Here is a 22,538-nt window from a genome sequence, read left to right on the forward strand (position 1 = left end):
GCGTTTGGTCGTCAACATGGAGACTCGCATGCTCACGTCACTCCGGACTCTCGCCTTTACCATCGCCGTCGGCTGTTTCGTGGCTCTGGGCAGTGCCGGGGCCTATGCCCAGGCCGCCAATCCCTGCGCCGCCAAGGCGGCCAACCCCTGTGCCGCCAAACCCGCCAATCCCTGCGCCGCCAAGAAGGCCATGGATGACAAGGCCATGATGGACAAGAAGCCCGCCAATCCCTGCGCTGCCAAACCCGCCAATCCTTGCGCCGCCAAGAAGATGTAGCGGCCGATGGTCGGCCGGACCGTATCCCGGCCGACCATGCTCCGCTCTGCCCCGAGGAGGCGTATATGAGCTTAGTTCCCTCCAGGCGTTGGATCATGGTGCTGGCCGGGTTGGCGATGCTGGTCGTTGCCATTCCACCCGGACGGAGCGCCGGCCACCGGGTCAAGCTGACCGGCGAGGTCATCGATTCCTGGTGCCAGACCACCGGTATCATGTACGCTCTGGGCACCGCCCATCATCAATGCGCCGTCTGGTGCGCCGTCGGCGGCATTCCGGTGGGCCTGCGCACTCAGGACGGCACCCTCTACACCATCCTCAAGGTCGACAAGGATAAGGCGAACGTCGCCAATCCGCGCCTTCTCCGGCTTCAGACCCACGAGGTTTCGGTCGAGGGCGACCTGATCGAACGCGATGGGCTGCGTTATCTGCTGATCGATCAGGTGATGGACGATCATGGCATCGTCAACCAGACCCACGCCGATTACGCCATCCAGCCGTTCGGGGAGTGAGGATCATGCGCGGACTTATTGTCATCCTCTCCCTGTTGCTTTGCTTTCCCGCCGTGGCGGCCGAATCCTGGGGCCTGCCGGGCGAGCAGGAAGCCAGCTTCGACGGCAAGGTGGTGGATATCCAATGCGCCCTGACCGGCGATTGCCCCAAGGATTGCGGCGCCGGGCGCCGTCAGCTCGGTCTTCTGAAAAAGGATGGTACGTTGATCCTGGCCATGAAAAATGCCGATCCATTCGCAGGCGCCACCCGTGATCTGCTGCCCTTCTGCGGCAAGCCGGTCACGGTGGACGGGCTGTTCACCAGCAACGAGGGCGTGCGCGCCTTCGCGCTTCAGCGGGTCAAGCCGCCCGGCGGCGATTGGATCGCCGCCAATGGCTTTGCCCGCGACTGGGCCAAGGCCCATGAGCTTAAGCCCGGCTCGCCCCAGTTGGAGGAATGGTACCGCCATGACGAAATGGTCGCGGCACGTATCAAGGCCGAGGGCAAGCTGGGCCTGGGGCCGGAAAAATGAGCGTGGCGGCCATCGGCGGAGTCTGGGTTATCTCGGTGCGCGGCTGGCTTGGCGGCTCGCTGGCCGTGCTGTGCGCCTTCCTGGCGGGGGTGTCGGGTTTCATTCTTTACGAGCTGGACTTGCGCAAGCACGACTACCAGATCCTGAATCTGGCGGGACAGATGCGGGTGGTGGCCTCCTCCCTGGAACAGCAGGCCAATGACGTGCTCAGCCAGAGTGTTTTGCAGGGCCGTTCCCTCGATCAGAGCTTCGGACTGTTCGAGCGCACCACAGCGGAACGGATCAGCCTCTACGAACAGATCATCACCGGTTTCGCCAATCGCGAACTTCCCGCCGCTCTGACCGGGCGTGACGAGGCCCTGCGCTGCAATTGGGACAAGCCCTCCACCAACCAGTTGGATATCTCGGTGGCGCAGTGGCAGCGCTACCGCAGCGGTCTGGCGGCGGCGCGCGGCCCCGATCCCCTTCACCCCCATACCCTGGCCATGGCCAATTACATGCTGTCCAACGGCCCCGCCCTGGTGGCCTCCACCGAGGAACTGGCCCGGGCGTTCCAGGCCATGATGGAGGGCAAGCTGCTGCTGGTCCGGCTTTCGATCGTCGGCATGCTGGCGGGCGGCGCCATGGTCACCGTGTTTGTCCTGCTGCTGCTCGGTCGCACCATCTTGAAGCCGCTGGACCGGACGGTGGCGGGCTTTGCCCGGGTCTCCGCGGGTGATCTTGGCTTTCAGGTGGCAGAGGCCGAGACCGTTGAGTTTGGCCGCATGACCCGGTCCTTCAACGACCTGTCGCAGCGGCTGCATTCCATGTTCGGGCTGATCGACCATATCGGTCGGGGCTGCGACCTGCGCGAGACCATGGAGTTCATCGTCACCGCCTTTCGCCGCTTCGTCTCGGTGGATGGATTGGTGCTGCTGGTGGCAGCGCCCGAGGGCGGCCGGTTCCGGGTGGAAAGCCGCCACGGTGCCCCGGTGGCCGCTTGGCCCGACCTGGCCGATCCTCTGCTGGAGCGCGCGGTGCACGGCAACACCCCGATCATCGCCGGGTCCGAGGCGGGCGAACTGGCCGTGGCCATGGCGAAGAGTGGTCTTAAGACGGCGCTTCTCCTGCCCATGGGCAGCATCCGCGACGGCGGGGCGGTGCTGGCGGTGACATCCCGGCTGGCCGACGCCTATTCCCCCGAGCACCGCCAGTTCCTGGGCAGCATGGCCACCCAGGTGGATGCGGTGCTGTCGCGGACGCTGGCCATGGACGCCCTGGTGGTGGCGGCGGTGCAGGGGCTGGCCAAGCTGGCGGAAAGCCGTGATCCCGAAACCGGCGACCATCTCGTCCGCATGAGCCTCTATTCCTCCTTCATCGCCGAGGAACTGGGCAAGCGACCCGAGCACCGCGACCTGATCGACCCCGGCTATGTCCGTTCCGTTCATCGCTTCGCCCCCATGCACGACATCGGCAAGGTGGGCATCGCCGACCGGGTGCTGCTCAAGCCCGGACGGCTGGACGACGAGGAACGGGTGGAAATGAACCGGCATCCGCTGATCGGCGCCGAGGTGCTGCGCCTGTGCGAGCAGCGCATGAACGAACTGGGGCGCAGCGTCTTTCAAATCGGCATCGAGATCGCCGAAAGCCATCACGAGAAATGGGACGGCACCGGCTATCCCCACGGTCTTAGGGGAAGCGCCATTCCGCTGTCGGCCCGTATCGTCGCGGTCGCCGACGTCTTCGACGCCCTCACGTCCAAGCGCCCCTACAAGGATGCCTTCAGCGTGGAAAAAGCCATGGCGATCATCCACCAGGATTCCGGCCGCCATTTCGACCCGGAAGTGGTTGAGGTGCTCGATCTCGTCATGCCCGCCGTGCTTGACGTTTATGACCGGCTGAAGCACGTATGATTCGCCTTATCCTCCTGCTGTTCGCCTTCCTCCTTTCCGGCGCCGTCGGCGCCGAGGAATACTGGACGCGGCCGCTGAAGCCCCAGGGCAAGGCCCCGGCGGCATGGTCGGATCTGGAAGCCTCGCTGGACCCGCGATCCTGCGGGGCCTGCCACCCCGACAAGCTGGCGGAATGGAGCGGATCGCTGCACGCCAAGGCCTTCTCGCCCGGTCTGGTCGGGCAGTTGCTGACCTTCTCGAAGGAGGAGACCCAGGACTGTCTCGACTGCCACGCGCCCCTGGCCGAGCAGGCGGCGGCCTTCGAGGCGGCCCGGAAGACGGGCAAGGCCCACCTGTCCGAGGCCCAGGGCTTGGCGGCGGCGGGCAATTCCTGCGGCGGCTGTCACCTGCGCGGCCATCAGCGTTTCGGGCCGCCGCAACGGAGCACCGGCGCTCTCGGCCCGATCAAGGGCGACCTGCCCCATGGCGGCTTTACCGGCGACGCCGATTTCGAGCGTTCGGAGTTCTGCGCTGCCTGCCACCAGTTTGCCGCCGATCAGGCCATCAACGGTAAACCGCTGGAGAACACCGTGGCGGAATGGCGGGCCAGCCCCCAGGCCGCCGCCGGGCAGAATTGCCAGTCCTGCCATATGCCCGATCGCCAGCATCTGTGGCGGGGCATCCATGATCCCGTCACCACCGCCGCCGGTCTGACCCCCAAAGTTTCCGCCGACCACGACAAGGCCCGCTTCGCCGTGACCTCGACGGGCGTGGGGCACGCCTTCCCCACCTATGTCACCCCTAAGGTCATCCTGCACGCCGTACTGCTCGACGGGGCAAACAAGCCGAAGCAAGGCACCGAGGCAACTTACGTCATCCAGCGCCGGGTCGAGTTCGACGGCAGCGACTGGCACGAAATTTCCGATACTAGGCTGCTGCCGGGACAGAGCGCGGCGGTGGAGATCAACTGGCGGGACGCGACGCGGGCAAAGGTCTGGCTGGAGGTGCAGCCCGACGACTTCTACCACTCGGTCACCTATGCCCAATTGCGCCGCGACCTGCCCAAGGCGGGCGCGGCGGCCCGGCTGATCGCCGAGGCCGATTCCCGTACCCGGTCCACCATCTATACCCTGTTCGCCGCCGAGATCGCGCGGCCCAGCGCTTCGGGAGATCGCCCATGAACATCGCCCGCTCCCCCGACGAACAGCCCGCCACATCCGAGCGCAAGCAATGGTTCGGCACCATGGGCGATATCCGCGCCGGAATTTCGGTCAGCGTGGCCAATGTGGAGGGCTTCCTGTCGGCCATGCGCCAGGCTTAACGCAGCGGAATGGTCGCCGCGCCCAGCATCCGCCCCTGGCCGGCCCCCTGGACCAGCACGGCGACCATGGTGGCGCTGTCGGGCACCGACGACAGGTCGAGGCTGACGGTCTTGGCCGAACCATCCCAAAGTCCCAGGGGATAGACGACCCGGACAATGGAATAATCCTTCAGAATCCGCCCGGCGTTTTCGCCCCGCGCCACCCTGGTCTCGCTCTCGCCGCCATAGGCGACCACGGTAATCTCGGCCGGAACTCCGGCCCCCAGTTCGACCGCCAGCTTGCCGTCAGCCCGCGACAGATGAATGGGCAGGCCGTCGCGCTTGCTTTCCAAGGCCGCCAGGACGGCGGGACGGTCGAAGCCCACCACGTCGGTGGCGCCCTGGATCACCATCTGGGGGGTATAGATGGTCGGGAGATTCAGACTGTGGGCATAGGCATTCTGCCGCGACGTGGCGGCCTTCAGGCTGAACGGATCCTTCCAGCCGAGGCGGTCCCAATAGTCGATGTGATAGGCCAGGGTGATGAGGCTCGGCCGCTTGGCCAGTTCACCCAGCAGGCGGTCGGCGGGTGGACAGGAGCTGCACCCTTGCGAGGTGAACAGCTCGACCACAACCGGCATGGGCTCGGCGCGGACGGCCGGGCCCAGCAGCAGAGGACCGGCCAAGCTAAACGCCACGCCCATGATCCGCGCCGTCCGTCCCATGGAATCCTCCCAATCGAACCATCCTGGTCCCTATTCGCCACGGGAAAGGGAAAGGTTTCCCGCTCCTTCGGACAATCGCTGACAAAGGCGCGGCCGGGCGAAATCGAGAAAGGCCCGCAGCTTCAGCGGCAGCGGCCCCTGGGCGCCATGGATCAGGTTGACCGGCCAAGGCGGCGGCTCGAAATTCGCCAAGACGACCTGAAGTTCGCCCTCTCGCACGGATTTGGCGGCCTGATAGGACAGCACACGGGTCAGCCCGACACCCGCCCGCGCGGCATCAATGGCCGCCTCGGCGGTATTGACCGTCAGCCGGAAGTGAACGGGGACCGCGATTTCCGACCTTCCCGCCCCGAAGGTCCAGGATTTGCCGACGGCCAGCGCCTGGAAGGAAATGCAGTCGTGGCCGCCAAGCTCGGACGGCGTGGCGGGAACACCCCGTTCAGCCAGATAGGCGGGGCTGGCGCAAACCATCTGGCGGACCGTGCCCAGGCCCATGGCGATCAGGCTGCTATCGGGAAGGTCGCCGATCCGGATCGCCACGTCGACATGATCGTCCAGCAGATGGACCCAGCGGTCCGACAGCACCAAACGGGCGTCGATGTCGGGGTGCAGCCGCAGAAACGCAACCACCACCGGCAAGACATGCAGGCGGCCGAAGACGATGGGGGCGGTGATGACCAGATCGCCCTTCGGCGTGGCGTATTCGCCCGCCGCGGCGCGTTCTGCCTCGCCCACCTGTTCCAGAATGCGGCGGCAGGCCGCCAGATAGGATTGACCGGCCTCGGTCAGGGCCAGCTTTCGCGTCGAGCGATGCAGCAGCCGGGCACCCAAATGGGCCTCAAGCTCGCCGACCTTGCGGCTGACGGTGGCGAGCGGCACTCCCAATTGGCGGGCGGCGGCGGAAAAGCTGCCGCCATCCACCACCGCCACCAGGATCGACATAGCCTCAAGACGGTCGGTCATAGTCTCAAATTTCAAGATAGTGATTCTTAATCATCGCTCATTATGGCCAATTATGGAAGGTGATAGCGTCTGGTCACTCCGTAGCAACCACGACCACGAGGTTTCCCAATGTCCCTGATCGCCACGCCCGCCACCATCGAAGACGCGCCCGCCGCCTCCCAGCCGCTGCTTCGCGCCGTCAAAGCCCAATTGGGTGTCGTGCCCAACCTGTTCCGGCTGGTTTCCAACAGCCCCGCCGCGCTGGAAGGCTATCTCGGCCTGTCGGGCGCCCTGGGCAAGGGGACGCTGTCGGCCCAGACCCGCGAGCGCATCGCCTTGGCGGTGGCCGAGATCAACGGCTGCGACTACTGCCTCGCCGCCCATTCCTATCTGGGCAAGACTCTGGCGAAGTTGGACGACGCCGAGATCGCCGCCAACCGGCACGGCGTTTCCACCGACGCCAAGGCCGACGCGGCGGTACGCTTTGCCGCCAAGATCGTCCATCAACGCGGCCGCACCGACGAGGCCGATCTGAAACTGGTCCGGGCGGCTGGCTATGACGACGCCCAGATCGTCGAGATCGTGCTGCATGTCGCGCTCAACACCTGGACCAATTACATCAATCTGGTGGGCGCCACCGACCTTGATTTCCCCGCCGCCCAGACCCTGAACGCCGCCTGACGCGCCAAGCCGCCGCCCGACACGGCCGGGTGGCGGCTCATCCGTCTTCAGCGAGGACAATCGCCATGAGCCTCCCGCACAAACCGGCCAGCGACATCGCCTTCTCCCCGGCGGTCAAGGCGGTGCAAAGCCGCATGGGATCGCGCGCCGCCTATGCCCGCATGGAAACCGGCGACGGCTGGGAAAGCCGCGTCACGCCGGACCTGGCCCGCTTCATCGCCTTGCAGACCAGCATCTTCATGGCCACCGTCAATGCCGAGGGCCAGCCCTATATTCAGCACCGCGGCGGCCCACCGGGCTTTCTCCATGTGCTCGACGACCGGACCATCGGCTTCGCCGATTTTGCCGGTAACCGGCAATACATCACGCTGGGCAATCTGGCGGACAATCCCAGGGCCCATCTGTTCCTCATGGATTATGCCCAGCGGCAACGCGTCAAGCTGTGGGGGGAGGCGAGGGTGGTCGAGGATGACAAGGACTTGATCACGAGGCTGATGCCGCCGGACTACAAGGCGCGCCCCGAGCGGGCCATCCTGTTTTCCGTCGCCGCCTGGGACGCCAATTGTCCGCAGCATATTCCCCAACGGTTCGAAGCCGCCGAAGTGGCGGCCCTGCTGGACGAGCGCGACCGGCGCATCGCGGCGTTGGAGGCCGCGTTGGCGGCAGCGCGACACTCCCCTGGCGGCGAAAAATAATGCCGTCCGCCATGGGAACGAGGGAACTGGCTGTAACCAATCCGCCAATACCGGCGAATACACTTCAGATTCCCGCTGAAACAAAGGCCATTCCAGCCATGGATATTGCGGCCGAGACCCCGTTCGAGGCATTGTCGGGCTTGATTGGAATAAAGGGTAGCGCTGCCGTGACCAGCGGCGAGCAAAGGGAACCCGGCGCCGTTTGGGGCGCCCTGATGGCGGCCGCCCAGGATGGCGACGGCGCCGCCTATGGCCGTTTGCTGGCGGAAATAACCCCGATGCTGCGCCGTGCCATCGGACGCCGGTGGGGCGGCGCCGATTGCGAGGACATCGTCCAGGAGGTACTGATCTCGCTGCATCGCGTCCGCCACACCTATGATCCCGGTCGGCCGTTCATGCCCTGGCTGATGGCCATCGCGCAGTTCCGCGTCGCCGATGCCGCCCGCAAATCGGCCCGGCGCACCGTGCACGAGCGGCCGGAATGGAGTTTCGAATTCGGCCTGCCCGATGTCGCCGCCGACGAACCCGATGAGCCCCAGGGCGATCCGCAACTCCTGCGTCGCGCCATCGCCAACCTGCCCGAAGGCCAGCGCCGCGCCGTCCAGCTGTTGAAACTGGAGGAATGCTCACTGAAGGAGGCTGCGGCCGAAACCGGCATGAGTGTTGGCGCATTGAAGGTGGCGGTCCATCGCGGATTGAAGGCTCTGCGGGCCGCCATGAAGAAAACGGAGCGATGATGCGGACAGACGACCTGATCCTCTCCCTGAGCGAAGATGCGCGACCGGTCCGGCGCTTGCCGCCGCCCGGCCGCCGCGCGCTGGGCTGGTTCGCCCTGGCGGTTCCGGCGGTGGCCGTCATCGCCCTGGCCATGGGTTTGCGCGCCGATCTGGGTTTGCGCATGGCCGAACCCGCCTTCGTGATCCAATTGACCGCCTGCGGCGTGACCGCGTTCTGCGCCGCCGTCGCGGGCCTCGCGTTGACCATTCCGGGAACGTCCAAGCTGTGGGCATTGCTGCCGGTGCCGACCATGCTGGTATGGCTGGGGGGATTCGGCCGTCAATGTGTCCTGGAATGGCTGGCCCCGGACTCCGGTGAACTGTTGAGCGGTCCCCACCTCCACTGCCTGCCGGACATCGCGGTGATCACCGCCATCCCCACGGCCGTCCTGCTGTTGATGCTGCGGCGTGGCGCCTGTTTCGAGCCCCGGCTGCCGGTGATGCTGGGCGGGCTGGCGGCGGCGGCCCTGGCCCATGGCGGGCTTTCGCTGGCCCATCCCGAGGATGCCGGATTGCTGGTCCTGATCTTTCAATTCATTGCCATTGGAGCCTTGGCGCTCGTCGTCGGAAGCCGCCTGAATACCGTACCGAAGTTACGGTAATAAAATCCCACCAGATTTCCCGGACATCGCCGCTTCCGCCGATCCGAGCAACTGATCGTTCGTCCACAGGGTGCGGCCGAGCACATGGGGGCGGCGGTCGGGCGGGTCGAGATCGCTAGCCAGGACCATGAGGTCCAGCGTCCCACCCCGCAATCCGTCCAGCACCGGACCATGTGAGGTGTCGCGAGCGGGGCAGTCGGGCGTAGTTGACTAGGAAACCTTTGTGGTGTCATTATCTGTCAGCCATTGGAGTAGCGGATGCCTGCTGTTTCCGACCTCACCAGCCACATCGGCTATCTGCTGCGCATGGTGTCGAATGCCGTATCGCAAGAGTTCGCGCGCAAAGTCGCGGATGAAGGTGTGACCGTGGCGGAATGGGCCATGCTGCGCTCGCTCTATGGCGGTGACGGCATCGCCCCTTCGGCTCTGGCCGGGAAGATGGGCATGACCAAAGGGGCGATCAGCAAGTTGGCCGAGCGTCTGTTGGACAAGGGTCTGATCGAACGCACCGGCAACCCAGGGGATATGCGCGGTCATAGCCTGTCGCTTTCGCCCATGGGCGCGAAGAAGGTTCCGGTCCTTGCCGGGCTTGCCGATGAAAATGACGCAACGTTCTTTTCCGTCCTGAGCGGTGAAGAGCAGGATCGATTGCGGGGCTTGCTACACATGCTGATCGACAAGAGCGGGCTGTCGACCATGCCCGTCGACTGACCTTCCGCCCCTCGAAATCATGGTTGAAGGAAGGAACTGCGCATGGACGCGGACCGGATTGCCACTGCCAAGGCCTGCCTCGATGCCGCCCATGACGGGAGCCGGAGCTTCCCCGAAATCATCGGCATGCTCGTCCATGCGGGCTTCGAAGGCTATATGGTCGACTATCGGCGCAACACCCAGACCTTCTATCTGCCGGACGGCGACGCTGTCGAACTCCCTATGCCGCATACCGTCGGCTCGGTCGCGGCGGCGTTCGACATCGCCGGTGTGAAAGCGCTGATACGCTGGGCGCAAGCCAACAGCCCCGACTACAGCTATGCCGCCTTCTGCGCGGAGGTAAAGGCCGCGGGCTGCGCGGGCTATCTCGTCTCGTTCCTGGGCCGCCGCGTGGTCTATTTTGGCCGCACCGCCGAAACCCATGTCGCGATGTTTCCGCGATGAAACGCACGGGCATAGGGAATTCCCGCCGCCCGCCAGGATCTGGGCCGCCGCTGATGGCTTTGGGGACGCGCCAAAGCCATCGTCGATTGGCGGGAAATGGGGCGGCGGATTTGCGCGAAATCCGCCGCCCGACAAATGCCCGTGCATCACGTCGGACGCACGGCGAATCTAGGCCGCTTTCTTGCCCAGCAACGCCACGATATCGCCCATGATGGCGGTGATGTCGTAGTCCTTGGGGGTGTAGATGCGGGCGCAGCCGGCCGCCAGCAGGGTCTTCTCGTCCTCGGGCGGAATGATGCCCCCGGCGATGACGGGAATGTCGCCGAGACCGGCCGCCTTCATGCGTTCCAGCACCTCGGTCACCAGCGGGACATGGCTGCCCGACAAGATGGACAGGCCGACCACGTGGACGCCTTCTTCCAGCGCCGCGTTGACGATCTGGGCGGGGGTGAGGCGGATGCCCTCGTAGACCACTTCCATGCCCGCATCGCGCGCCCTGACGGCGATCTGTTCGGCGCCGTTGGAATGGCCATCGAGGCCGGGCTTGCCCACCAGCATCTTGACCCGACGGCCCAGCTTGGCCGAGACCGCCGCGACGGCATCGCGCACCGTGCTCATCTTCTCGCCCTTGACTTGCGCGGCGGCGCGGGCCACCCCGGTGGGGGCGCGGTATTCGCCGAACACCTCGCGTAGCGTATGGGCCCATTCGCCACCGGTCACCCCGGCATGGGCGGCGGTGATGGAGGGTTCCATGATGTTGCGGCCTTCGCTCGCCGCCGACTTCAGATCGGCGATGGCCTTGGTTACGGCGGCCTGATCGCGCGACGCCCGGAAGGCTTTCAGCCGCTCGATCTGCTCGGCCTCGGACTTGGGATCGACGGTCATGATCGACCCGTCGCCGGTGGTCAGCGGGCTGGGCTCGGTCTCGGTCCATTTGTTGACGCCGACCACGATCTGGTCGCCGGATTCGATGGAGCCGATGCGGCGCGCATTGGATTCCACCAGCTTCTGCTTCATATAGCTGGATTCCACGGCGGCGACGGCGCCGCCCATGTCGTCGATGCGCTTCAACTCCTCGCGGGCCTGGGTCTTCAGGGCCTCGACCTTGGCGGCGATTTCGGTGGAGCCGTCGAAGATGTCGCCGAATTCCAGCAGGTCGGTCTCGTAGGCGACGATCTGCTGCAGGCGCAGCGACCATTGCTGATCCCACGGGCGCGGCAGGCCCAGCGCCTCGTTCCAGGCGGGCAGCTGCACGGCGCGGGCCCGCGCGTTCTTGGACAGCACCACGGCCAGCATTTCCAGGATGATGCGGTAGACGTTGTTTTCCGGCTGCTGCTCGGTCAGGCCCAGGCTGTTCACCTGGACACCGTAGCGGAAGCGCCGCGCCTTCTCGTCCGTGATGCCGTAACGCTCGCGGCAGATTTCGTCCCACAGCTCGGTGAAGGCGCGCATCTTGCACAATTCGGTCACGAAGCGGATGCCCGCGTTGACGAAGAAGCTGATGCGCGAGACCACCTGTTCGAAATCGGCCGTGGGCACCACCGGGCGCACGGTGTCGAGCACGGCGATGGAGGTGGCCAGGGCGAAGGCCAGTTCCTGCTCCGGCGTCGCGCCCGCTTCCTGCAGATGGTAGGAGCAGACATTCATGGGGTTCCACTTGGGAACTTCGCGATAGGTGAAGGCGATGACGTCGCTGGTCAGGCGCAGGCTCGGCTGCGGCGCGAAGATATAGGTGCCGCGCGACAGGTATTCCTTGATGATGTCGTTCTGGGTGGTGCCGTTGAGGCTGGACCGCGCCGCGCCCTGCTTCTCGGCGGCCGCGATATAGAGCGACAGCAGCCAGGCCGCAGGCGCGTTGATGGTCATGGAGGTGTTCATCTTCTCCAGCGGAATGCCGTCGAACAGCGTCATCATGTCGCCGATATGGCAGACGGGAACGCCCACCTTGCCCACTTCGCCCTTGGCCAGCGGATGGTCGCTGTCATAGCCGGTCTGGGTCGGCAGATCGAAGGCGATGGACAACCCGGTCTGACCCTTGGTCAGGTTGGTGCGGTAAAGCTTATTGGATTCCGCCGCCGAGCTGTGCCCGGAATAAGTGCGGATCAGCCAGGGCTTTTCGCGGGCGGTCTTCTCGGTCATCGTCTGCTCCAAATTTGATCGCATTCAAAAAAGTGTCGCGAATCCGAGGGCTTGAGACGTTCGGCGACCTAAAATTTCTCGAAACCCTGACTTCGCGAAACAAACTATCATTTTGTGCATTGCGAAGAAAGCGACAAAACGCTAAAAGGCGGTGTGCCGAGCGCCGCCCTCCGGTCGCGTCGGTGATTTGTCGTCCTAGGGGTCTTAAGGAGTTCTCAGATGAGCGAACAGGTGGTGAAGGATCTCTACGAGCTGGGTGAGATTCCTCCGCTCGGGCATGTGCCGCAGAAGATGTACGCCTGGGCGATCCGGCGCGAGCGTCACGGCAACCCCGATACCGCCATGCAGGTGGAAGTGGTGGAGACCCCCGAGATCGACCCCCATGAAGTCCTGATCATGGTGATGGCGGCGGGCGTCAACTACAATGGCGTCTGGGCCTGCCTGGGCAAGCCGATCTCGCCGTTCGACTATCACAAGGCCGAATACCACATCGCCGGTTCCGACGCCTCGGGCATCATCTATAAGGTGGGTGCCAAGGTGAAGCGCTGGAAGGTCGGCGACGAGGTGGTGGTTCACTGCAACCAGACCGACGGCGACGACGAAGAGTGCAATGGCGGCGATCCCATGAACTCGGCCACCCAGCGCATCTGGGGCTATGAGACCGCCGACGGCTCCTTCGCCCAGTTCTGCCGCGTCCAGGCCCAGCAGGTCATGGCGCGTCCCAAGCATCTGACCTGGGAAGAGAGCGCCTGCTACACCCTCACCCTGGCGACCGCCTACCGCATGCTGTTCGGCCATCGTCCGCATGTGCTGCGTCCCGGTCATAACGTCCTGGTGTGGGGCGCCGCCGGCGGCCTCGGCTCCATGGCCATCCAGCTGATCGCGGTGTCGGGCGGCAACGCCATCGGCGTCGTCTCGGAAGAGGACAAGCGCGAATTCGTCCTCGGCCTCGGCGCCAAGGGCGTCATCAACCGCAAGGACTTCGACTGCTGGGGCCAACTGCCCGACGTGGACGGCGACCCCAAGGTGTTCTCCGACTACATGAAGAAGACCCGCGAGTTCGGCAAGGCCATCTGGGACATCACCGGCAAGGGCAACGACGTCGACTTCGTGTTCGAGCATCCCGGCGAAGCCACCTTCCCGGTGTCGTGCAACGTGGTCAAGCGCGGCGGCATGGTCGTGTTCTGCGCGGGCACCACCGGCTATAACCTGACCTTCGACGCCCGCTTCGTGTGGATGCGCCAGAAGCGTATCCAGGGCAGCCACTTCGCCAACCTGCTGCAGGCCTCCCAGGCCAACCAGCTGGTGATCGAACGCCGCATCGACCCCTGCATGTCCGAGGTCTATTCCTGGGACGACATCCCGCTGGCCCATATGCAGATGCTGAAGAACCTGCACAAGCCCGGCAACATGGCGGTGCTGGTCCAGGCCCACAAGCCCGGTCGCTACACCGTCGAGGACTGCATTGAGGGCTGAAGCCTTCGTTGGACTGATCTGGCCCGCCGATGAGGATACTCTTGTCGGTGGGCTTCGATTTAAGATAATGTCTATTATCTTATTTTTGGCGCGGTCTATCCATGGGCAAAAGCTGGGGTTTCTACGGGCGGGCTCACGAGATCGCCGAAATCAGGGGAGTCCTGGATCGCGGCGCATGGTTCTTTTGCGCGATCACAGGCCGCCGCCGAATTGGCAAGACAGCTCTGATCAACCAAGCCCTCGCCACTGATCAATTGCGCGAATATCTCTACGTTCAAATCCCGGACAGCGACGAGCACGGCGTTCTCCAGGCTTTCAGGGAGGCGATGACCAGCTACGGTTGGCCGGAGGAAGCCGCGACCGAGGTGCGTTCCTTCGTCCATATGGCCCGGGCCATTCGCCAACTGTGCGAGCGTGGATGGATTGTGGTCATCGATGAGTTCCAGTACTTCCATCGACGGCAACTCGCCCCATTCCAGTCATTCCTTCAAGCGGAAGTGGACAAGCTCCGCGATACCAATCGCGGCGGAATATTCGTTCTTGGATCAATCCAGACCGAGATGACCGCTATCCTGGAGAATCGCAACGCCCCTCTCTACAGTCGCGTCAGTGCAAATGTAAGAGTAAACCATTGGGATTTCGAGACACTGTTTGAGGTGTTCTCATCATATGGCATTGACAATGCTTCACAGCAGCTTTTTATGTGGTCTTTGCTTGAAGGTGTTCCTAAGTTTTATCGCGATGCTTTCGATGCGAATGTGCTGATGCCGATGGATGATTATCGCAGAGAGACGCTGCGCCGGTTGTTTTTCGACGGCGTAAGCCCTTTGCGTGATGAAGCGGATACGTGGTTCCTGAGGGAACTCCAGGGCCGAAACGAAACGGTGCTCAAGACCATCGCTCTTCTGGGGCCTTGCTCCAACGCTCAGCTAGCCGAGGCTTTTCAGCGTTCCGGCGGCGACTTGGCGCCAAAGCTCGGCCAGTATCTGAAAGTCTTGTCGGAAAGGTATGGTCTGATTGAACGGCAATTGCCGATCTTCGGCAAAAAGGAAGACCGCAAAGGCCGCTATGTCATGACCGACAATTTTCTGACGTCCTGGCTGGGGGGGCTCAGTCGACAGGTCGCCGCGTCACGGATGATGCCGGTGGATCGCCCGTTGGCTGCTGCCTCGGACGCCCTTGCCACGGTCGAGGGCTTTGCGTTTGAAAAGATGATTCGCCTACTTACCGAAGAATCCTCGCGTAAGGGCTTAGGAGACTTCGCGCTGACCGATTTTGTCCGCGGCTACTGGAACAGCGCCGATATCGAAATCGACCTCGTTGCCGTCAATGAAATCGACCGCGTCATCCGCTTCGGCTCGTGCAAACGCTCGGAAGCGAAGCACGACACGGACTCTTTCGACGGCCATGTGGCGCGTTTCCTCGCGACCAAGGACGGCCGCCGCTTCACCGGTTGGGTTGTGGAAAAGGCGCTGTATTCGCCTGCGTTTTCCAGCGACAATCGCCGCTGCCTTGAATCCGTCGGCTATGTCTGCCGCGACCTGCACGACTTCCGCAATCTTCTTTTTCCCAAGAAGGGTTAGACCATGACCGCCATCCTGCTCCCCGATCTGATCCCCACCTGCGAAAAGGCCCTGGTCGTGGTCGACAAGCTCCGGCTTGCCGCCAAGGACAAAGTCACCGCCATGGTGAGCAAGGATGGCAAGATCAACGCCGCCCTGTTCGACGCCAATCAGACCGCCGCCCATGGCTATGCCTGGCTGGCCGTCTATGTGTCGGCGCTGGAACAGATGCTGGGCTGGGCCAAGCGCATTCAGGCGGCGGGCAAACTGGGCGAGCTGGAAACCCTGATGCTGCAGGCGGCCTTCGGCGAATACACCGCCCAGATCTATGGCGGCATCCCCATGAGCCAGGGCGAGATCATCCGCCCGGCCGATCTGGGGCTCGATTCCAAAGCGGTGCACGGCCTGTCCTCGCCGGAAACCAACCTGCTGCGCCGCGAGGGCTGCACCGCCGCCCTGCGCACCCGCATCGCCGAGCTGATCCGCGACGGCCACCATTTCGGCGAAGCCGGTCTCGACGACGAGACCCTGATCCTGATCCGCGACCAGTTCCGCAGCTTCGCCGACAACGAGGTCATCCCCCATGCCCATGAATGGCACCTGAAGGACGAGCTGATCCCCATCGAGGTGGTTAACCATGTCGCCGAAATGGGCGTGTTCGGCCTGACCCTGCCCGAGGAATACGGCGGGCTCGGCCTCGGCAAGACCGCCATGTGCGTGGTGACCGAAGAGCTGTCGCGGGGCTATATCGGCGTCGGCTCGCTGGGCACCCGCTCCGAGATCGCGGGCGAGCTGATCCGCCTGGGCGGCACCGAGGAGCAGAAGCAGGAATGGCTGCCCAAGATCGCGTCCGGCGAGATTCTGCCCACCGCCGTCTTCACCGAGCCCAATACCGGCTCCGACCTTGGCAGCTTGCGCACCCGCGCCGTCAAGGAGGGTGATTCCTATGTGGTGACCGGCAACAAGACCTGGATCACCCATGCGTCGCGCACCGACGTCATGACGCTCCTGGTGCGCACCGATCCCAACACCAAGGATTGGAAGGGCCTGTCCATGATGCTGGCGCCCAAGCAGCGCGGCACCGAGGACAATCCCTTCCCCACCGAGGGCATGACCGGCGGCGAGATCAAGGTGCTGGGCTATCGCGGCATGAAGGAATACGAGCTGGGCTTCGACGGCTTCAAGGTGCCGGCCGCCAATCTGTTGGGCGGCGTCGAGGGCCAGGGCTTCAAGCAGCTGATGGAAACCTTCGAATCGGCCCGCATCCAGACGGCGGCGCGCGCCGTCGGCGTGGCGCAATGCGCCATGGAAACCGGCTTGAAATACGCCAATGACCGCGTCCAGTTCGGCAAGCCCATCTACGAATTCCCCCGCGTCGGCGGCAAGATCGCCTGGATGGCGGTGGAAACCATGATCGCCCGCCAGCTGACCTATTTCTCGGCGCGCGAGAAGGACGAGGGCCATCGCTGCGACATCGAGGCGGGCATGGCCAAGCTGCTGGCGGCCCGCGTCGCCTGGGCCAATGCCGACAACGCGCTGCAGGTCCATGGCGGCAACGGCTATGCCGAGGAATATCCCATCTCGCGCATCCTGTGCGACGCCCGCATCCTCAATATTTTCGAGGGCGCGGCGGAAATCCAGGCCCAGGTCATCGCCCGCGGTCTGCTGAGCGGGGCGCGGAACTAGGCCGCCCCCGGTGGTGAAGCCCTTCCGCCATCGTCTGCTGACGCTGCGCGAGGCCGAGCACGCGCTCAGGGCCGAACTGGCCCAGTCGGGCGAGGCTCCGGGGGGCTATCACCCTCGCCTGCGCCAGTTGCACGAGGCCAATGCCCGCGAGCTGGAGCTGATCATCGACGATGACGGCTGGCCGACGCCCGAGGTGGCGGGCGAGGACGGCGCCGAGGCGGCCTGGCTGATCGCCATGCATGCGGTCTCGCGCCCCACCTTCATGCGGCGCTGTCTTGTCCAGTTGAAAGGCGAGGCCAACCGGGGCGACGCGCCGCCTCGCCACGCCGCCATGCTGGACGACCGCATCCGGGCGCTGGAAGGCCGCCCCCAGCGCTACGGCACTCAGTTGGATTGGCAAGGCGGCCGCCTGACTCCGTTGCCCATCGAAGACCGTGATGGTGTCGATGCCCGGCGCGCCGCCGTCGGACTCGCCCCCCTGGCCGAGACCATCGCCACCGCCCGCGATGCCGCCAAGTCGGACGGCGCCCCGCCGCCGGAGGAATGGGAAGCGTCCTCCGACGTGCTGGACGCCCTGGCGAAAGAGGTCGGCTGGCGCTAGGGATATGGCCCGCAGGCGGGCGAGACGCCCGCGCTCCACCGTCTTGCAACTCTTGGAGCGCGGCCGTCCCGGCCGCTTACTTCCGCGCCTTGCGGGCGGCGTAGCGGGCGTCGCGGGCGGCCTTGGCTTCGGCCAGTTTGGCAATTCTCGCCGCCTCGGCCTCGACCTTCGCGGCTTCCTGGGCGATCCGGTCGGCCTCGGCCTGGGCCTCGGCGGCCGCCTGGGCCGCCTTGCGATCGGCGATGGCCTGCTGCTTGGCGGCATCCTTCTCGGCTTTGCGGGCGGCGTCGCGTTCGGCGCGGGCGGCGGCGGCGGCCTGGCGGATCGCCTGCTGTTCCAGATAGGCCGGACTGGTGACGTCCGGCTTGTTGGCCAGCCATTGGGCCACTTGCGCCTTCTTGGCGGCAGCGGCGGTGTTCATGCGTTCGCCAAAGCCGGCAACGGCCTTGGATCGGTTCGTCCTGTCGGTTTTTTGCATAAAGTCTCCGAGGTCAGTGAGGCCTGACCGCCATTAAAAAATCGTGCGTGGCGCAAGGTAGCACGCTTGGGGCCGATTCCGTATACTGTGTCGCTCCCTCTCACCCCTTGACGGGCTGTCCGATCATGTCTTCCGCCTCCACCTCGCGTCCGCGTCCCGTTGTCTTGTGCATCCTCGATGGCTGGGGCTGGCGGGAAGACAGCGCCGATAACGCCATCGCCCAGGCCGACACCCCCAACTGGGACCGCTTCCTGGCCGCTTATCCCCATGCGCTTCTGGCCAGTTCAGGCCTGCAGGTGGGACTGCCCGACGGTCAGATGGGCAATTCCGAGGTGGGCCACATGAATCTGGGCGCCGGGCGGGTGGTGATGCAGGATCTTCCGCGCATCGACACCGCCGTGGCCGACGGCTCGCTGGCCCGCAATCCGGCGCTGACCGAGATGATCGCCAAGGTCAAGGCCAAGGGCGGCACCTGCCATCTGATGGGGCTGCTCAGCCCCGGCGGCGTTCATTCCCATCAGGACCATCTGGCCGCCCTGGCGCGCACCATCGCCGATGCCGGGGTGCGGGTGGCGGTGCACGCCTTCCTCGACGGCCGCGACGTGCCGCCGTCCTCGGCCAAGGGCTTCCTCGAACGCTTCGAGGCCGATATCAAGGGCCATGACGCCTTCGTCGCCACCGTGTCGGGCCGCTATTACGCCATGGACCGCGACAAGCGCTGGGACCGGGTGAGTCTGGCCTGGAACGCCCTGGTCCAGGGCCAGGGCGAGACGGCGCCCGATGCCATCGCGGCGGTGACCCGGTCCTACGCGGCGGGCAAGACCGATGAATTCGTGCTGCCCACCGTCATTGCCGGTTATGGCGGCATGAAGGACGGCGATGGGCTGCTGATGGGCAATTTTCGCGCCGACCGGGCGCGTGAGATCCTGGCCTGTCTGGTGGATCCCGCTTTCGACGGCTTTGCCCGCGCCCGCCAGGTGGACTTCGCCGCCCGTCTGGGCCTGACCGAGTATTCCAAGGATCTGAACGCCTTTCTCGGCGCCCTGTTCCCGGCGGAATCCCTGTCCAACATCCTGGGCGAGGTGCTGAGCCGCGCGAATTTGAAGCAGTTGCGCATCGCCGAGACCGAGAAATACGCCCACGTCACCTTCTTCTTCAACGGCGGCCGCGAGATGGTGTTTCCCGGCGAGGAGCGCATCCTGGTGCCCAGCCCCAAGGTCGCCACCTACGATCTTCAGCCGGAGATGTCGGCGGGCGAGGTCACCGACAAGCTGGTGGCCGCCATCGCGGACGGCACGTTCGATGTCGTCGTGGTCAACTACGCCAATGGCGACATGGTCGGCCATACCGGTTTTCTCGACGCCGCCATCACGGCGGCCCAGACGGTGGATGCCTGCCTCGGGCGGTTGGAAGCGGCGGTGAAGGCGGCCGGCGGCACCATGCTGGTCACCGCCGATCACGGCAATGCCGAGCAGATGAAAGACCCCGTCACCGGCGAGCCCCACACCGCCCATACCACCGGCCCGGTCCCGGCGGTGCTGGTCTTGCCGCCGACCGGGATTGCCGCCATCCGCGACGGCCGTCTGGCCGATGTGGCGCCGACCCTACTGGCCTTGCTGGGGCTGGGGCAACCGGCCGAGATGACCGGCAGATCCTTGCTGGTGCCGGATGCCGAGGGAATTCGAGCGGCGGAATGACTCCGATCGGCCGTTTCCAAAAGACCAGGGGCCTGGCCCTGATTCTGGTCCTGCTGCTGGCGGGTGGTGGCACCGCATGGGCCACCTGGGATCAACCGGTGGATGCCGGGCAGCGTCTGAAGGAGCTGGAAAGCCAGCTGGAACGTTCGCGGGCCGAACATGACGAGATCAAGTCCAAGGCCGCCGCCCTGGCCGACGAGACCAGCCGACTGCGGACCGACATGGTCAAGGCCGCCCGCGCCGCCCAGGAAAACGAGGAACTGCTGTCCGAGTTGGAGGTCCAACTGGAGGATCTGCGGGCGCGCGAGATCGATAAATCCAAGGCGCTGAGGCGACGCTCGCAGCAGATGGTCGGCGTGTTGACCGCGCTGCAACGTCTGGCCTGGCGGCCCACCGAGGCGCTGATCGCCCAGCCGCAGAGCCCCGCCGACACCGTGCGCTCCGCCATCTTGCTGCGGGCCGCCGTTCCCCAGATCGAGCAATCGGCCAGGGATCTTAAAGTTGAAATCGATCAGGTCACCCGGCTGCGTTCGGATATCGGCGACCAGCGCCAACGCATCTCCTCGGCGGCCGGGCGGCTGGAAGACGATCATCTGCGCCTGAAGGACATGTTCGAGCGCAAGAGCATGGTCCAGCGCGAGACCGAACAGGAACGTCGCGCCGCCGAACTGCGATTGCAGGAATTGGCGGGACAGGCCGAGGATCTGCGCGATCTGCTGACCCGGCTGGAACAGGAGCGCGAGCGCCGTCTGGCCGAGGCCGCCGCCAAGGCCGCCGCCGAACGGGTGGCCCGCGAGGCCGAGGCCCAGGCGCGCCGCATCGCCCGCGAGGCGGAACTGGCCGCCGAAAAGGCCGCCCGCGAGGCCGAGGCGGCCGCCCAGAAGGCGCAGCAGCAGGCCGCCGCCGCCGCCCGCGAACGGGAACTGGCCCAGGCCCGCGCCGCCCACGAGGCGGAATTGCGGGCCCAGGCCGACGCCAAGGAAAAGCAGATCGCCGCCCAGCAGGCCGCCCAGGACGCCGACCGGGCATCGCGCGAAGCCGCGGCCACAAGGCCGGTACGCGGCGACAAGCCGTTCAGCCAGGCCCACGGCAAGCTGCCCTATCCGGCGCGCGGCCGGGTGGTGGAGGCCTTCGGCCACACCAACGATGTGGGCCACATCGCCAAGGGCATCACCATCCAGACCCGCAAGGGGGCGCAGGTCATCGCGCCGTTCGACGGGCAAGTGGTTTTCGCCGGTCCGTTCCGGGGCTATGGGCTGCTCTTGATCATCGAACACAGCGAAGGCTATCATACGCTTCTCGCGGGGATGGCGCAGGTTGACTGTGCCGTCGGCCAGAGACTCGCAGCGGGAGAGCCCGTGGGCGTGATGGGGCAGGACGATGACGCCAGGCCCGCCCTCTATGTCGAGCTGCGCCACGGTGGCCAGCCGGTCAACCCGTTGCCTTGGCTCACGGCACAAAAAAGTAAGGCTAGTGGATGATTCGCAAGATTTTGATCGCGGCGGGAACCTTCGCCCTGCTGTCGACCTCCGCTTTGATCCCCGCGTCGGCGGTGGCGGCGGAGCGCAAGGAAACCTACAAGCTTCTCGACCTGTTCGCCGAAGTCTTCGACAAGGTGCGCTCGGAATACGTGGAGCCGGTCAATGACGAGGAACTGATCGAGGCGGCGCTCAGCGGCATGCTGACCTCGCTGGATCCCCATTCCAGCTACCTCAATCCGAAGAATTCCAAGGACATGGACATCCAGACCCGCGGCGAATTCGGCGGTCTCGGACTCGAAGTCACCATGGAGAGCGGCTGGGTCAAGGTGGTCTCGCCCATCGACGACACCCCGGCCTATCGCGCCGGAATGCAGCCGGGCGATTTCATCACCCATCTGGACGGCGAGCAGGTCCAGGGCCTGTCCCTGTCCGAGGCGGTGGACCGCATGCGCGGACTGGTCAATACCGACATCAAGCTGACGGTGCGCCGCCAGGGGGTCGAGAACCCCTTCGAGGTCAAGCTGACCCGGGCCATCATCAAGGTGCAGACCGTCAAGGGCCAGACCCAGGGCGATATCGGCTATATCCGCATCTCCCAGTTCAGCGCCACCACCAACGACGATTTGAAGCGGATCATGGCGCAGTTGAAGAAGGATATCGGCAAGGCGCCGACCGGCTTCGTGCTTGATCTGCGCAACAATCCCGGCGGTCTGCTGGATCAGGCGGTGGCGGTATCCGACGCCTTCCTGGACAAGGGCGAGATCGTCTCGACCCGTTCGCGGCGCCCGGAAGACACCCAGCGCTTCAACGCGCGGCCCGGCGACATCGCCGAAGGCCTGCCGCTGGTGGTGCTGATCAACGACGGCTCGGCCTCGGCCTCGGAAATCGTCGCCGGTGCCCTGCAAGATCACAAGCGCGCCGTCATCATGGGCACCCGCTCGTTCGGCAAGGGCTCGGTCCAGACCCTGATCCCGCTGCCGGGCCACGGCTCCATGCGGCTGACCACGGCGCGCTACTACACGCCGTCGGGACGCTCCATCCAGGCGGTGGGCATCGAGCCCGACATCAAGGTGCAGCAGTCCAAGGTCGAGCCCATCGGCGGGCCCGAGCGCGAACGCCGCTCCGAGGCGTCCTTGCGCAAGGCCCTGCCCAATCCCAACGGCACCGCCAAGCCCCAGGACAAGGACTCCGACAAGGACAAGGCGGAGCCCGCCAAGCCAGCGGTCGCCCCCGCGACGCCCGCTCCCACTGGGGCCAAGCCGGAAGCTCCGACTCCCGTCAAGCTGGGCGACCCGGCGCAGGATTACCAGTTGGCCCGTGCCCTGGACCTCTTGCGCGGTCTGTCGGTCTATCGCCCGGCGACCAAGTAGGAA

General features: G+C 65.2%; 23 protein-coding genes. 19 read left to right on the forward strand and 4 right to left on the reverse strand.

The window, feature by feature from the left end:
• Positions 1 to 28 precede the first annotated feature (28 nt).
• The 6 genes from CU669_RS02175 (at position 29) to CU669_RS21275 (ending at position 4,490) form a co-directional block, all read left to right on the forward strand.
• Positions 29 to 277: a hypothetical protein gene (locus CU669_RS02175; protein WP_146747644.1), complete on the forward strand. Its 249-nt coding sequence runs from the start codon at positions 29 to 31 to the stop codon at positions 275 to 277.
• 65 nt (positions 278 to 342) lie between these two features.
• Complete coding sequence (locus CU669_RS02180; protein ID WP_146747645.1) at positions 343 to 786, forward strand: hypothetical protein; 444 nt, start codon at positions 343 to 345, stop codon at positions 784 to 786.
• Positions 787 to 791: 5 nt separating this feature from the next.
• Complete coding sequence (locus CU669_RS02185; RefSeq protein ID WP_112142134.1) at positions 792 to 1,298, forward strand: hypothetical protein; 507 nt, start codon at positions 792 to 794, stop codon at positions 1,296 to 1,298.
• Positions 1,295 to 3,190 carry an HD-GYP domain-containing protein gene (locus CU669_RS02190; RefSeq protein ID WP_112142135.1) on the forward strand — a complete coding sequence of 632 codons (1,896 nt, stop codon included), beginning with the start codon at positions 1,295 to 1,297 and terminating at the stop codon, positions 3,188 to 3,190. Before CU669_RS02185 ends, CU669_RS02190 begins: the two co-directional genes overlap by 4 nt.
• Positions 3,187 to 4,350, forward strand: coding sequence for a multiheme c-type cytochrome (locus CU669_RS02195; protein WP_112142136.1), 1,164 nt, complete (start codon positions 3,187 to 3,189; stop codon positions 4,348 to 4,350). The genes CU669_RS02190 and CU669_RS02195 overlap by 4 nt, the downstream gene beginning before the upstream one ends.
• The gene (locus tag CU669_RS21275) at positions 4,347 to 4,490 is read left to right on the forward strand and encodes a hypothetical protein (protein WP_161539561.1); all 144 of its coding nucleotides are present in this window, start codon (positions 4,347 to 4,349) and stop codon (positions 4,488 to 4,490) included. The genes CU669_RS02195 and CU669_RS21275 overlap by 4 nt, the downstream gene beginning before the upstream one ends.
• Here CU669_RS21275 and CU669_RS02200 read toward each other — a convergent pair.
• Entirely contained in the window at positions 4,487 to 5,194 is a 708-nt protein-coding gene (locus CU669_RS02200; protein WP_112142137.1) for a DUF1223 domain-containing protein, read from the reverse strand. The two genes, CU669_RS21275 and CU669_RS02200, sit on opposite strands and share 4 nt — an antisense overlap.
• Positions 5,195 to 5,224: 30 nt before the next feature.
• Positions 5,225 to 6,157: a LysR family transcriptional regulator gene (locus CU669_RS02205; protein ID WP_205119362.1), complete on the reverse strand. Its 933-nt coding sequence runs from the start codon at positions 6,155 to 6,157 to the stop codon at positions 5,225 to 5,227.
• A gap of 108 nt (positions 6,158 to 6,265) precedes the next feature.
• Here CU669_RS02205 and CU669_RS02210 point away from each other — a divergent pair, with 108 nt between their 5' ends.
• The 6 genes from CU669_RS02210 to CU669_RS02235 all read left to right on the forward strand — a co-directional run bounded on the left by CU669_RS02210 (position 6,266) and on the right by CU669_RS02235 (position 10,045).
• Positions 6,266 to 6,817, forward strand: a complete 552-nt coding sequence (locus CU669_RS02210) for a carboxymuconolactone decarboxylase family protein (protein ID WP_112142139.1) — start codon at positions 6,266 to 6,268, stop codon at positions 6,815 to 6,817.
• A 65-nt stretch (positions 6,818 to 6,882) separates the two neighbouring features.
• Positions 6,883 to 7,512: a pyridoxamine 5'-phosphate oxidase family protein gene (locus CU669_RS02215; RefSeq protein WP_112142140.1), complete on the forward strand. Its 630-nt coding sequence runs from the start codon at positions 6,883 to 6,885 to the stop codon at positions 7,510 to 7,512.
• A gap of 98 nt (positions 7,513 to 7,610) precedes the next feature.
• Positions 7,611 to 8,249: a sigma-70 family RNA polymerase sigma factor gene (locus CU669_RS02220; RefSeq protein ID WP_205119363.1), complete on the forward strand. Its 639-nt coding sequence runs from the start codon at positions 7,611 to 7,613 to the stop codon at positions 8,247 to 8,249.
• Entirely contained in the window at positions 8,246 to 8,890 is a 645-nt protein-coding gene (locus CU669_RS02225; protein WP_161539562.1) for an NrsF family protein, read from the forward strand. Before CU669_RS02220 ends, CU669_RS02225 begins: the two co-directional genes overlap by 4 nt.
• Before the next feature lie 258 nt (positions 8,891 to 9,148).
• The gene (locus CU669_RS02230; RefSeq protein ID WP_112142142.1) at positions 9,149 to 9,601 is read left to right on the forward strand and encodes a MarR family winged helix-turn-helix transcriptional regulator; all 453 of its coding nucleotides are present in this window, start codon (positions 9,149 to 9,151) and stop codon (positions 9,599 to 9,601) included.
• A 42-nt stretch (positions 9,602 to 9,643) separates the two neighbouring features.
• Entirely contained in the window at positions 9,644 to 10,045 is a 402-nt protein-coding gene (locus tag CU669_RS02235; protein WP_112142143.1) for a DUF1398 domain-containing protein, read from the forward strand.
• Between the two features lie 168 nt (positions 10,046 to 10,213).
• On the opposite strand, the gene CU669_RS02240 is transcribed toward CU669_RS02235, so the two are convergent.
• Positions 10,214 to 12,184, reverse strand: a complete 1,971-nt coding sequence (locus tag CU669_RS02240) for a methylmalonyl-CoA mutase family protein (RefSeq protein WP_192884564.1) — start codon at positions 12,182 to 12,184, stop codon at positions 10,214 to 10,216.
• Between the two features lie 219 nt (positions 12,185 to 12,403).
• On the opposite strand from CU669_RS02240, the gene ccrA reads away from it, so the two are divergent.
• The 4 genes from ccrA (at position 12,404) to CU669_RS02260 (ending at position 17,509) form a co-directional block, all read left to right on the forward strand.
• Positions 12,404 to 13,660 carry a crotonyl-CoA carboxylase/reductase gene (ccrA, locus tag CU669_RS02245; protein ID WP_112142145.1) on the forward strand — a complete coding sequence of 419 codons (1,257 nt, stop codon included), beginning with the start codon at positions 12,404 to 12,406 and terminating at the stop codon, positions 13,658 to 13,660.
• Positions 13,661 to 13,761: 101 nt separating this feature from the next.
• A complete protein-coding gene (locus tag CU669_RS02250) occupies positions 13,762 to 15,243 on the forward strand; it encodes an ATP-binding protein (RefSeq protein ID WP_112142146.1) in 1,482 nt (493 codons plus the stop codon).
• A 3-nt stretch (positions 15,244 to 15,246) separates the two neighbouring features.
• Positions 15,247 to 16,908: an acyl-CoA dehydrogenase family protein gene (locus CU669_RS02255; protein WP_112142147.1), complete on the forward strand. Its 1,662-nt coding sequence runs from the start codon at positions 15,247 to 15,249 to the stop codon at positions 16,906 to 16,908.
• A 10-nt stretch (positions 16,909 to 16,918) separates the two neighbouring features.
• Positions 16,919 to 17,509: a DUF6624 domain-containing protein gene (locus tag CU669_RS02260; RefSeq protein ID WP_112142148.1), complete on the forward strand. Its 591-nt coding sequence runs from the start codon at positions 16,919 to 16,921 to the stop codon at positions 17,507 to 17,509.
• Positions 17,510 to 17,585: 76 nt separating this feature from the next.
• Here CU669_RS02260 and CU669_RS02265 read toward each other — a convergent pair whose 3' ends face one another.
• A complete protein-coding gene (locus CU669_RS02265) occupies positions 17,586 to 17,987 on the reverse strand; it encodes a DUF6481 family protein (RefSeq protein ID WP_112142149.1) in 402 nt (133 codons plus the stop codon).
• 125 nt (positions 17,988 to 18,112) lie between these two features.
• Here CU669_RS02265 and gpmI point away from each other — a divergent pair, with 125 nt between their 5' ends.
• Genes gpmI through CU669_RS02280 form a run of 3 tightly spaced genes read left to right on the forward strand, consistent with a single transcriptional unit; the run spans position 18,113 to position 22,535 of the window.
• Entirely contained in the window at positions 18,113 to 19,684 is a 1,572-nt protein-coding gene (gene gpmI / locus CU669_RS02270) for a 2,3-bisphosphoglycerate-independent phosphoglycerate mutase (protein ID WP_112142150.1), read from the forward strand.
• A complete protein-coding gene (locus CU669_RS02275; protein ID WP_112142151.1) occupies positions 19,681 to 21,165 on the forward strand; it encodes a murein hydrolase activator EnvC family protein in 1,485 nt (494 codons plus the stop codon). Before gpmI ends, CU669_RS02275 begins: the two co-directional genes overlap by 4 nt.
• Entirely contained in the window at positions 21,162 to 22,535 is a 1,374-nt protein-coding gene (locus CU669_RS02280; RefSeq protein WP_112142152.1) for a S41 family peptidase, read from the forward strand. The genes CU669_RS02275 and CU669_RS02280 overlap by 4 nt, the downstream gene beginning before the upstream one ends.
• The last annotated feature ends 3 nt before the right edge of the window (positions 22,536 to 22,538 follow it).

The sequence above is a fragment of the Paramagnetospirillum kuznetsovii genome (assembly GCF_003284725.1).
Taxonomy (GTDB): Bacteria; Pseudomonadota; Alphaproteobacteria; order Rhodospirillales; family Magnetospirillaceae; genus Phaeospirillum; species Phaeospirillum kuznetsovii.

Bases quoted from the DNA above. Each gene is read 5' to 3' on its own strand.
- CU669_RS02175 (WP_146747644.1), top strand. From the start codon at position 29: ATGCTCACGTCACTCCGGACTCTCGCCTTTACCATCGCCGTCGGCTGT.
- CU669_RS02180 (WP_146747645.1), top strand. From the start codon at position 343: ATGAGCTTAGTTCCCTCCAGGCGTTGGATCATGGTGCTGGCCGGGTTG.
- CU669_RS02185 (WP_112142134.1), top strand. From the start codon at position 792: ATGCGCGGACTTATTGTCATCCTCTCCCTGTTGCTTTGCTTTCCCGCC.
- CU669_RS02190 (WP_112142135.1), top strand. From the start codon at position 1,295: ATGAGCGTGGCGGCCATCGGCGGAGTCTGGGTTATCTCGGTGCGCGGC.
- CU669_RS02195 (WP_112142136.1), top strand. From the start codon at position 3,187: ATGATTCGCCTTATCCTCCTGCTGTTCGCCTTCCTCCTTTCCGGCGCC.
- CU669_RS21275 (WP_161539561.1), top strand. From the start codon at position 4,347: ATGAACATCGCCCGCTCCCCCGACGAACAGCCCGCCACATCCGAGCGC.
- CU669_RS02200 (WP_112142137.1), bottom strand. From the start codon at position 5,194: ATGGGACGGACGGCGCGGATCATGGGCGTGGCGTTTAGCTTGGCCGGT.
- CU669_RS02205 (WP_205119362.1), bottom strand. From the start codon at position 6,157: ATGACCGACCGTCTTGAGGCTATGTCGATCCTGGTGGCGGTGGTGGAT.
- CU669_RS02210 (WP_112142139.1), top strand. From the start codon at position 6,266: ATGTCCCTGATCGCCACGCCCGCCACCATCGAAGACGCGCCCGCCGCC.
- CU669_RS02215 (WP_112142140.1), top strand. From the start codon at position 6,883: ATGAGCCTCCCGCACAAACCGGCCAGCGACATCGCCTTCTCCCCGGCG.
- CU669_RS02220 (WP_205119363.1), top strand. From the start codon at position 7,611: ATGGATATTGCGGCCGAGACCCCGTTCGAGGCATTGTCGGGCTTGATT.
- CU669_RS02225 (WP_161539562.1), top strand. From the start codon at position 8,246: ATGATGCGGACAGACGACCTGATCCTCTCCCTGAGCGAAGATGCGCGA.
- CU669_RS02230 (WP_112142142.1), top strand. From the start codon at position 9,149: ATGCCTGCTGTTTCCGACCTCACCAGCCACATCGGCTATCTGCTGCGC.
- CU669_RS02235 (WP_112142143.1), top strand. From the start codon at position 9,644: ATGGACGCGGACCGGATTGCCACTGCCAAGGCCTGCCTCGATGCCGCC.
- CU669_RS02240 (WP_192884564.1), bottom strand. From the start codon at position 12,184: ATGACCGAGAAGACCGCCCGCGAAAAGCCCTGGCTGATCCGCACTTAT.
- ccrA (WP_112142145.1), top strand. From the start codon at position 12,404: ATGAGCGAACAGGTGGTGAAGGATCTCTACGAGCTGGGTGAGATTCCT.
- CU669_RS02250 (WP_112142146.1), top strand. From the start codon at position 13,762: ATGGGCAAAAGCTGGGGTTTCTACGGGCGGGCTCACGAGATCGCCGAA.
- CU669_RS02255 (WP_112142147.1), top strand. From the start codon at position 15,247: ATGACCGCCATCCTGCTCCCCGATCTGATCCCCACCTGCGAAAAGGCC.
- CU669_RS02265 (WP_112142149.1), bottom strand. From the start codon at position 17,987: ATGCAAAAAACCGACAGGACGAACCGATCCAAGGCCGTTGCCGGCTTT.
- gpmI (WP_112142150.1), top strand. From the start codon at position 18,113: ATGTCTTCCGCCTCCACCTCGCGTCCGCGTCCCGTTGTCTTGTGCATC.
- CU669_RS02275 (WP_112142151.1), top strand. From the start codon at position 19,681: ATGACTCCGATCGGCCGTTTCCAAAAGACCAGGGGCCTGGCCCTGATT.
- CU669_RS02280 (WP_112142152.1), top strand. From the start codon at position 21,162: ATGATTCGCAAGATTTTGATCGCGGCGGGAACCTTCGCCCTGCTGTCG.